Origin of the sequence: Clostridium polynesiense (genome assembly GCF_000820705.1) — a bacterium.
GTDB classification, from domain to species: Bacteria; Bacillota; Clostridia; order Clostridiales; family Clostridiaceae; genus Clostridium_AA; species Clostridium_AA polynesiense.
In genome coordinates this window covers 19,226-29,309 of record NZ_CCXI01000116.1, presented here as the reverse complement: position 1 = coordinate 29,309, position 10,084 = coordinate 19,226, and the positions used below count along the sequence as shown (strand labels likewise).

At 32.8% G+C, this 10,084-nt stretch carries 10 protein-coding genes; 6 read left to right on the top strand and 4 right to left on the bottom strand.

What is annotated here, in order from left to right:
• Positions 1-316: 316 nt before the first annotated feature.
• Positions 317-502: a hypothetical protein gene (locus TA89_RS11225; protein WP_040213438.1), complete on the bottom strand. Its 186-nt coding sequence runs from the start codon at positions 500-502 to the stop codon at positions 317-319.
• A 313-nt stretch (positions 503-815) separates the two neighbouring features.
• On the opposite strand from TA89_RS11225, the gene TA89_RS11220 reads away from it, so the two are divergent.
• The 4 genes from TA89_RS11220 (at position 816) to TA89_RS11205 (ending at position 4,365) form a co-directional block, all read left to right on the top strand.
• Positions 816-1,649, top strand: a complete 834-nt coding sequence (locus TA89_RS11220; RefSeq protein WP_040213437.1) for a Cof-type HAD-IIB family hydrolase — start codon at positions 816-818, stop codon at positions 1,647-1,649.
• 334 nt (positions 1,650-1,983) lie between these two features.
• Complete coding sequence (locus tag TA89_RS11215) at positions 1,984-3,327, top strand: L-cysteine desulfidase family protein (protein WP_242850126.1); 1,344 nt, start codon at positions 1,984-1,986, stop codon at positions 3,325-3,327.
• Between the two features lie 241 nt (positions 3,328-3,568).
• Positions 3,569-3,919, top strand: coding sequence for a hypothetical protein (locus tag TA89_RS11210; protein ID WP_040213435.1), 351 nt, complete (start codon positions 3,569-3,571; stop codon positions 3,917-3,919).
• A 53-nt stretch (positions 3,920-3,972) separates the two neighbouring features.
• A complete protein-coding gene (locus TA89_RS11205) occupies positions 3,973-4,365 on the top strand; it encodes a hypothetical protein (protein ID WP_147590122.1) in 393 nt (130 codons plus the stop codon).
• Positions 4,366-4,703: 338 nt separating this feature from the next.
• On the opposite strand, the gene TA89_RS11200 is transcribed toward TA89_RS11205, so the two are convergent.
• Both TA89_RS11200 and TA89_RS11195 read right to left on the bottom strand, forming a co-directional pair.
• Positions 4,704-6,299 carry an ABC transporter permease/substrate-binding protein gene (locus TA89_RS11200; protein WP_040213431.1) on the bottom strand — a complete coding sequence of 532 codons (1,596 nt, stop codon included), beginning with the start codon at positions 6,297-6,299 and terminating at the stop codon, positions 4,704-4,706.
• Positions 6,299-7,426, bottom strand: coding sequence for an ABC transporter ATP-binding protein (locus TA89_RS11195; RefSeq protein WP_040213430.1), 1,128 nt, complete (start codon positions 7,424-7,426; stop codon positions 6,299-6,301). The genes TA89_RS11200 and TA89_RS11195 overlap by 1 nt, the downstream gene beginning before the upstream one ends.
• A 306-nt stretch (positions 7,427-7,732) precedes the next feature.
• Here TA89_RS11195 and TA89_RS11190 point away from each other — a divergent pair, with 306 nt between their 5' ends.
• Both TA89_RS11190 and TA89_RS11185 read left to right on the top strand, forming a co-directional pair.
• On the top strand, positions 7,733-8,644 hold the full coding sequence (locus tag TA89_RS11190; RefSeq protein ID WP_040213429.1) for a helix-turn-helix transcriptional regulator: 912 nt from the start codon (positions 7,733-7,735) through the stop codon (positions 8,642-8,644).
• Positions 8,645-8,741: 97 nt separating this feature from the next.
• Positions 8,742-8,990: a zinc ribbon domain-containing protein gene (locus tag TA89_RS11185; protein WP_040213428.1), complete on the top strand. Its 249-nt coding sequence runs from the start codon at positions 8,742-8,744 to the stop codon at positions 8,988-8,990.
• Positions 8,991-9,194: 204 nt separating this feature from the next.
• Here TA89_RS11185 and TA89_RS11180 read toward each other — a convergent pair whose 3' ends face one another.
• Positions 9,195-9,821, bottom strand: a complete 627-nt coding sequence (locus TA89_RS11180; RefSeq protein ID WP_040213427.1) for a GntR family transcriptional regulator — start codon at positions 9,819-9,821, stop codon at positions 9,195-9,197.
• Positions 9,822-10,084: the final 263 nt, after the last annotated feature.

The following is a 10,084-nucleotide window of genomic DNA, read 5'->3' as shown; positions in this document are numbered from 1 at the left end:
AAAAATGCAAATTAAGAAAAGATAATTTCATATTTAAATTGTGAAATGAGAAATTAGGAAAAATAATCTAAAATTAAAGCTTAAAAATAGGGGTAAAGAATATTTTAAATTTAGGTTATGTTAAAGAAAAATGTAGATTTTAAGCATAAAAAAGCACCTCTTAATGGGGTGCTTTTACTTTATACCATCTGCATTGTGATGTAAAAATACCATAAAATTCAGCTTTAAATGATTACGATATTATCGTTACATTATTGAATTTTTATAATTTTTTTATGAAGGTTTGGAAGATTCCAAAATGGATAGTAAGTACCTTCTATTTTTCTTTAGATTTTTCAGCCCAAATTAAATACAAAATTCCTACAATAACGCTTATTATAACTGGTGTTGTTAAACGTGGAGTATGATAAGAAGAATTCAAAATTCCAGGAGCAATATATCCGCTTGCATACAAAAATGCTCCTATGGCACAAAATAGAACTCCTGTACCTCTCTTATTCATATAAGTTTCCTCCTAATAAGTGTAATGATATTATACAATTATATACTATTAATACATATTTTATATATAAATATGTGCCATATTATTTAGATAAGGCTGAGCTGGACAATAATTTTTCATAAAATTAAAATTGAAGTTAGGATAATTATTTAAAAAATTTTAAGCTTTAATTAAATAAGCGGTAATTAACTGCAAAGCAGGCGATAAACTCCTGCAGGATTTTAAATTCAGTAGATAAATCCCTAGGGATTTTCTGCTATATTTTGCATTGTGATCTATAAAAATTACATTATAAAAAGACGGAAGTGATTATTTGAAGTATAAATTAATATGCATTGATTTAGATGGAACCTTACTGAATGATAAAAATGGAATATCCGATAAGGACAAGAACACCTTAATAGAAGCTGAAAAAGCAGGAATTACTATAGCCTTAACCACCGGAAGGCTTTATGCATCGGCGAAATACTATGCTAACGATATTGGTATAAGACCATGGATTATATCGTCTAATGGCTCCTATATAAGAGAAGCCGGCAGCGAAAAAGAGTTGTTTAAGAATCCTATAAATAATCATCAGTTTGGAATAATCTGTTCTATTATTGAAAAGTACAAGCTTACCTTTAACTTCAATACCTTTGACAGAGTTGTTACAAATTTTATACTGCCTGAAGATAATACCTATGTTAAAGCCAATAAACTTGCGGAAGACAAATTTAAAGTGAAATTTGGAGTGCATGAAAACTATAAACATATTTATGATATTTATCCTAAAGGGATATACAAGGCATTGCTGTATTTGGATAAAACAGAAGAAGGAATTAAAATAATTCAAAATGCTAAAAAAGAGCTTGTGGAGCTTAATGAAATGGAAATAGTAAGCTCCGCGGTAAGTAATATAGAAGTTATGGCAAAAGGCATGACTAAGGAGTCCGGTATAAAGCTTCTTGGAGAAAAATTAGGTATTGCCAGAGAAAAAACTATGTGTATAGGTGACAGCGAAAATGACATAACGATGATTGACTATGCAGGCTTTGGAGTAGCAATGGAAAATTCTATAGAAGAATTAAAATCCCTGGCGGATTTTATAACGGATTCCCACGTTAATTCAGGTGTGAGCAAGGCTATAAGAAGGTTTGCTTTATAGTCTTGGAATTTTGTGTCACTACCCCTGGGGTGCTTCCTTAAAAAGGAAGCACCCCAGGGGTAGTGACATTTATTGTAAGTAAGCAATAAATGTAAATTTTATAATTTTATATTAGGAAACCTGCTTATTTATAAAAAATTCTTTTTAAATTAAGCTTATGTTTTAGAGATAATTAATAAATCCTTTATAGAGGTAACGATTAATCATTTATAAATTTATATTTTAGAAATGAATACGTATACGAATGTGAGGTTGTCCAGTATAATTAATATATAGATATTCAACTCGCTGATGACATTTAAAGAGATCTATCATATTAAGAGGAGTGGTTTATGTGGATAAAGCTTGTAAATATATGGAGCTTTTAAAGAAGGAAGTGGTTCCTGCATTGGGGTGTACTGAGCCAATTGCTGTTGCTTATGCAGTAGCTAAAGCAGCGGATTTATTGGACAAGATTCCTGAGGTTATTGAGTTAAATTTAAGTGTAAATGTAATAAAAAACGCTTTAGGGGTTGGAATACCAGGAACAGGAATGACTGGGGTGAATATTGCAGCAGCACTTGGGGCTGTATGTAATAATTCTAAGGAGGGACTTCAGCTTTTAGTTAATATTACTGAGGACCAGCTAAATTTAGCTAAAAAAATAGTTGATGAAGGAAAGATTAAATTAAAAGTTAGTGAAAGTGATGAAAAGCTATATATAGAAGCTTTATGCAGGGAAGGAAAAAATCAATCTAGGGTAGTAATAAAAGAAGAACATACTAATATAGTGCTTATAGAACATAACGGAGTAAAAATTTTAGATAATTGCGCAAAGGGAGATACAATTCCAGAAAATAAAATAGAGGGTGAATTGCTAAATCCTATAAAAGACATAAAAGAAGCCGTTCATAACATAAACACTTCTAAAGATAAGATGTTTTCAATAGAAGAAATATATGATTTTGCAGTAAATGTAGATTTCGAGGATATAAAATTTCTCTTAGAGGGAGCAGAAATGAACAAGAAGGTTTCTGATGAAGGACTTAACCAGCCTTACGGATTAGAGGTGGGAAATAAAATAAATAAATCCTCTCAGTTTAACGTATTAGGAAATAGCTTGGTTAATAAAATAGTAGCGGCTACCGCTGCAGCTTCCGATGCCAGAATGTCAGGCTGCAAGCTTCCTATAATGACTACTGCAGGAAGCGGTAATCAGGGGATTACATGTACAATACCCTCTGTTATATTAGCAGAAGAAACTGGGAAGAGCCCGGAAGAACTAGCAAGGGCATTGGCTATAAGCAGCTTAGTTACCATATACATAAAGAGTTATATGGGAAGGCTGTCACCAATATGTGGTGCAGGTATAGCAGCTTCTACAGGAGCAAGTGCCGCTATGACCTATCTTTTAGGCGGTACTGTTAAAAATATAAAGTGTGCTGTTAAAAATATGCTGGCAGATGTATCAGGAATGATTTGCGACGGTGCAAAAGCTACCTGTGCTTTGAAAATAGCCACTGCAGTTAATGCTGCAATACAATGTGCAATTTTGGCTATGAGCAATATAGAACCCTGCAGCAAGGACGGCATTATAAATGATGATGTAGAAAAGACCATAGAAAACATAGGAAGCTTAGTATCTAAGGGCTTTGATAATACAGATAAGGCTATTTTAGAAATAATGCTTAATAAGTAAATAAAAGGAAGCACCCCAGGGGTGCTTCCTTTTTTATACAACCATTGTATAAACATTTATTTTAAGGCAAGAATTTAGATATAAAATTAGATAAAAAATATATAAAACTGAATATATAAATTGGTGACAAAAAAATCGTTAATTTTTTGTAAAATATTTTTTTAAAAAATGAAGTTTTAAGGTAATTTTACCTAATGCGGGTAATATAATATCTTACAACGGAAATATTGGGGGATTGATTATGAAAATCAAACTATCTAAATTCTTTTATTCATTTATATTAACACTTGCCTTTGTATTCATTTTCGCTGGATGTGGAAATGGGAATGCATTAAATAAGGCAGAGGCAGAAAATCAAAATTTATACAATCAAAAGGAAAAGCTATATTCTAATCAGATGTACGGAAAATCTTCTGAAAAAACAGATTATGAGAAACCAGATGAAGAATCTTTAAAAAAGGCTGCTGAAAAAACAGATGCCAAGACTAAAGATATACAGCCTGCAAATTCAACTGATAAAAGTAAAGCAAAAAATGATAAGGAACAAAAAACTCCTGCTGCAGAAGCCGAATCTAAAAAACTGCAGCTTTAACAGATGAGCAGATAGTTAAAATAATAAAGTATGCATATTTAACCTCAATCAATATGTTTAACAGGGATGTTGATGTTAATGAGAATATAGGAGATGGAATGTTCTGCAGACCAAAGGATAAGAACTTAACCTATGATTCCATAATAGGAATGTTAAACAGACATTATTCAAATTCCTTTATAAGCAAATCGAAAATTAAGGAAGACTGTTTAAAGATAGTTGATAATAAGGTTTATGTTCTTTTATTAGAAGGAAACTATACTGGTAAAAAAGAATTTGAAATTATTAAGCGCACAGATAACCCTTCATCTATCAATGTTACTGTAAATCTTAAATCTGAGTCGGATGTCATAGCATCCCAGGTAGTTTTAATTAAGGAAAGCGGAAGCTGGAAGGTTGAATCCGGAAGTATATTCCCATCAAGAGAACTTTTGTATAAAAAATAGATTTATGACATTAATTATAGCTTTGTAAAAGGTATATTTTGCATTTATAAGGATTTAATATTAAAAAGAATTGCTTATACAGTGATGATACAGCATGTGATAGATATGGCATATATAGCCAATTAATTCAAAAGAATTTTGCTGATACTGTGAAAATATATGATCATGCAGATTTAGCACTGATAACGATTTGATTTAAAAAGAAATATTTTCATTAAACAACCAATCTTTAAAAATAAATATAAAAACTATCAGGATTTAAGATAAAATCAATTAATAATCCTGATAGTTTTTATTTAATTTATTTTATAGGTTTGTAAATTAATTCTCAGACTAATCTAAATTAGACCTTTTTCTTTTAAGAAGTCATCGGCAACTTTTCTTGGATCCATTCCTAGCTTATCCACCTTATAATTTAACTCAATCATGGTTTCTTCGTTTATAGTATTGGCAAGCTTATTAAGTTCGGTTTTTATTTCGGGATGCTTATCTATTACTTCCTGTCTTACTATAGGAACTGCGTAATAAGGAGGAAATAATTTTTTATCATCCTCCAGCACCTTTAAATCAAAGGCTTTAAGAAGACCATCGGTGGAAAAGGCGTCTATAACATCAGCTTGATTATTATCTATAGAACTGTATCTCAAACCACCATCTATGGATTTTACGTCATTGAAGAGCATGTTATACTGATTTTTCAATCCCACATAGCCGTCTTCTCTATTAACAAACTCCATGGTGCATGCTAGTGTCAGTCCACTGGATATTTTGGTTAAATCAGAGAAAGTTTTTAGGTCATATTTAGAAGCAAGGTCTTTCTTAACTGCCAGAGTATATGTGTTATTAAAACCAAAGGGCTCCAGCCAGGTTATGCCATAGTTCTTTTCAAAGTGATCCTTTACTATGTCATAGGTCTCCTGAGGGTCGGATACGGCCTGGTGCTTCATTATATTTACCAGAGCAACTCCGGTATATTCCGCATAAATATCCACCTCTTTAGCTTTAGCAGCGTTAAAAGTTACACTGCTTCCTCCGAGATTCATCCTTCTTTCAATATTTAAGTTGGTATTTTCTTCTAATAGGGTTGCCATCATGTTACCTAAAATCAGCTGTTCATTATAATTTTTTGAAGCAACTACAATAGTAGATCCCTTCTTGCTATATACTGATACAGAAGTGGAAAGTAAAACAATGGCTAAAACTGTTACTATTACTTTACCTGCAGGACCTTTTTTAAAGGGAACTTTATCATCTTTCCCAACTTTGATTTTTCCATCTGCAGTTTTAATTCCCTTTGGAGTTACTATAGTTTCTATTTTGCCTATAACATAATCCATTAACAATGCTAATATACAGGATGGTATAGCTCCTGCCAATATCATATTATTATTAACTGTCTGTACACCTGAGAACACCATATAGCCTAAGCCTCCGGCACCTATAAAGGCGGCAATAGTCATAAGTCCTACAGCGGTAACTGCAGATATCCTGATTCCTGTCATAATCACAGGGAGAGCTAGAGGAATCTGTATCATTTTCAATATCTGTCCTTTGGTTAGACCTATAGCCTGAGCTGCTTCAAGAGTATCAGGGTTAATATTCATCAATCCCGTATAGGTGTTTTTCACAATGGGGAGCAGTGAATATAAAAATACCATTGCAATTGCAGGTTTGCTGCCTATTCCTAGTACAGGAATAAGGAAACCTAAAAGGGCCATACTAGGTACAGCCTGTATAATGCTTGCTATACTGAGAACTGGTGTGGCAAGTTTTTTTATTCTGGTGATAAGTATTCCTAGAGGAATACCTATTAACAAAGAAAACAAAACTGCCAAGAAAGTTAATTCTATATGTTCAACTATTAATTTTATAATTTCTTCTTTTCTACTTAGAACAAAGTTCCAAAATGTGTTAAGCGCTGATGCAAAATTCACTAAATACCTACCTCCTGATCTAAATATTGACTGGACATCACTGAAAGCAGGCTGTTTTTAGTGATAAGCCCAACCAAACGTTTTGTATCATCTGTAACGGGGATATATCCTAAATGATAATCATTCATTACTTTAAGAATATCTATTAGGGAGTTTTCCATAGATACCGTTTGGTAATCCGTATCCATAATTTCAGAAAGAGTCAATTTCATTTCTGTGTTTTTTCTTAATTGCTTCAATGTGACGATTCCTTGAAGCTTATGCTCCCTGTTTACTATTAAAATACTATCTACCTTATTGTTTTTCATTATTTCCAAACCTTGAAGAAGGGTTCTGCTTCCAATGGTTTTTACCGGTTCAGGAATCATAATATCTTTTGCTTTAATGAACTCAGGTTGATTCCATATCCTGTTTTTTCCAACAAACTCTTCAACAAAATCATTAGCAGGATTCTTTAGTATATTTTCCGGAGTATCATATTGAAGGATATCTCCGTCCTTCATAATGCATATCCTATCTCCAAGCTTCAGAGCTTCGTCCATATCATGAGTAACGAAGATGATTGTTTTTTTCAATTCATGCTGAAGATTATATAGCTCGTCTTGTAACTGGCTCCTTGTGATAGGATCCAGGGCACTGAAAGGTTCGTCCATAAGAATGATGTCCGGGTTGGTAGCAAAAGCCCTGGCTACTCCGATTCTCTGCTGCTGGCCTCCACTAAGCTCTGCGGGGTATCTGTTCATATATTCTTCAGGTTCCATTTCTACCAGTTTTAAAAGTTCCACAATTTTATCCATAATGTGTTCTTTAGGCCATTTCTGTATATGGGGGATAAGCCCTATGTTTTCTCCCACGGTCATGTGAGGGAAAAGTCCTGTCTGCTGAATTACATAACCCATATTCCTGCGAAGTTCTATAGTATCTTCCTCTAAAATATTTTTGCCGTTAATTAATATTTCTCCTGAGGAAGGCAGGATGAGCTTATTTATCATTTTTAAAGTAGTAGTTTTACCGCAGCCGCTGGGACCTATAAGAACTACCAGCTCACCTTTATTTATTTTAAGGTTAATATTATTTAATATAATATTTTCTTTAAAAGTTTTCGAAATATTTTTTAATTCTACCATCTGTTCCTCCTTGAATAGTCATATATAAACGCATAATTGCTACTAAAAAGCTCCGATCATTATAAGCGACAACTTAATAATATCATTAAGTTGCTGTTTTGTAAACTTTGCTTTTGAGCGCTATAGCTGATTTACGGGGATTAATTGTGTTAATATAGAATAAATGTCCAAAAATTAAAAGGATTTATAAACATTGTTAATAAGACTTAAAAAGATTACAGCAAGGAAGATAAAATATAAAAAGACATATGAAAATTCCTTGGAAATTCGAGATTTTTAAAATTATATGTTTTCTCGGAGGGAAATATGAAGGTAGAAAGGCTTTTAGCTATAGTAATAAAGATGATCAATAACAAAAGAGTCACTGCAGGAGAGCTTGCTGAGTACTTTGAGGTGTCCATTAAAACTATACAGAGAGATATTGAGAGGATAAGCTTCGCTGGGATTCCTGTTGTAAGTTATAAAGGGAAAAATGGCGGTTATGGATTGATGGAAGATTATCTTATCAGCAAAAGCTACTTTACACAGAGCGAAAAAGATATTCTCCTCACAGCGGTTGAGGGGGTAAGCAGGGCATATAATCATAAGGATTTTCAAAACATAGCAGAAAAGCTTATGCTTCTGCAGAAAAATAATGAAGGTAAGAAGAAGTCTGATTTTATCATAGATTTAAGCTATTGGGGCAGCAATGATAAAAATAAGAGGAGAATAGATATTTTAAAGACTTCTATAGAAAATAGAAATGCTGTAGAATTTTTGTATATAGACATAAATGGAGTATCCACCCAGAGAATTATAGAACCTTTATCTATTATATTAAAGGTGAGCAGCTGGTATTTGTATGGATACTGCAGAGTTAGAGAGGATTTTAGATTATTTAAACTATCGAGAATCAGAGAGCTTATTAAATTGGAGGAAAGATTTCAGCCTAAAAATATACCTGAAAGCATTGATTTTTACAAAGACACCAGAGAAAAGGTGAAAATTCTTTTGAAATTCAACTCTAAAGCATTAAGCAGACTGGATAATTATTTTGAAATTGAGGATTTACAATTTAATGATGACGGATTTATTTATGTAACTGCGGAATTCCCTGAGGATGAGTGGATTTATGAAATGATTTTAAGCTTTGGGGATAACGTGGAAATACTGGAGCCATATCATATAAGAGAGGTAATAAAAAATAAGGCTTCAAGAATTTATGGAAAATATATATAAATTTTTTGATTCTGCTTTTAAATAAGACAACCAGGTGTCCTATTTACTCTTTTATAATTAATTTAAACAAAACATTCATTATAAAGGAGGAAAATAAATGAATAACCTTTGTCAAAGCTGTTCAATGCCTATGGAAGACGTTACCTTAAGGGGGACAAACAATGATGGATCTTCCAGCGAAGATTACTGCGTATACTGCTATAAAGATGGAGAGTTCCTGGAGGACGTCACTATGCAGGAAATGATGGAAACCTGTGTTCCTCATATGGTAAATAGCGGTATGAAGGAAGAGGATGCACGAAAGATGTTACAGAACACACTTCCTAAGCTGAAAAGATGGTGCTAAAAAAAGAGTATAGTATTTAGTTTTAAGGGTTCTGTTTAAAGATGTTTTATTAAAATCAAAAAGGCATGCTTGGAATATTAATATACCCAGGACATTATTTTGCAAAAAAATGTCTGATCCTCTAATAAAGAGATGTATTGTATATTAATGTATTCAGGACATGCCTTATATTTTTATTATTTAATTTTTACATTGTTCTATGCATTAATAGCTGTCGTTAAGATATTTGGTAACCCTTTCAAGAGCATTTTCGTCGCCTACCATAACCAGTATATCTTCAGCCTGAAAGTCTGCATAAGGACCTGGGGATAGTATTATGTTATTATCCTTTTTTATAGCTATGATTGTAACCCCGGTATTATGCCAGAAGTTTGATTCTCCAATGGTTTTGCCGATTATATGGGAGTTATGGGGAATTTCCACTTCTATAGGTGCGAAGGGATTGCTGTGCTTAAAGCGTTCAGAGTAGTCAATAAATTTGTCTATACAGCTTTTCAGTTCTCTATCAAGCTTGTTTTTTTCTTCTAAAAGCTTCCAGATATCTTTTTTTAAAGAGGTCATGGATGAGATGTTTTGAAACTTGTTTATAAATTTAAAAGCCTCATCTTTGGATTTTACTGTTATTCCGCTGCCGGGAGTTACCTCTACTATTTTCATATCTTCGAGAAGCTTTACAGACCTTCTTATGGTTTCCGGTGAAACCTTATATTGTCCTGCCAGGGTAGATCTTCCGTGAATTTTTCTTCCTACTTGAAGTTCTCCGGAAGCAATTCTTCCTGCTATATCAATGGCAATTTGCTGATAAATTGGTTTTGTAATATTTTCATCCATTTTAACGCCTCCTAATAATGTAAGCATCCTAAATTAGGCATTATAGTAAATTTAATACTCATCTTTATAAGTAGTAAGCTTCTTTTAAAAGCAATAAAAGTGATTATATCATATTTGATTGTATAGTATTGCTATGATAATATGCAAGGGTATTTAAAAAGTGTAAAAAAATGTAACTACCCCTGGGGTGCTTCCATTAAACTGGAAGCACCCCAGGGGTAGTTACATTTTACTCCATAAATCTCCTTAGCATCATTAGATAC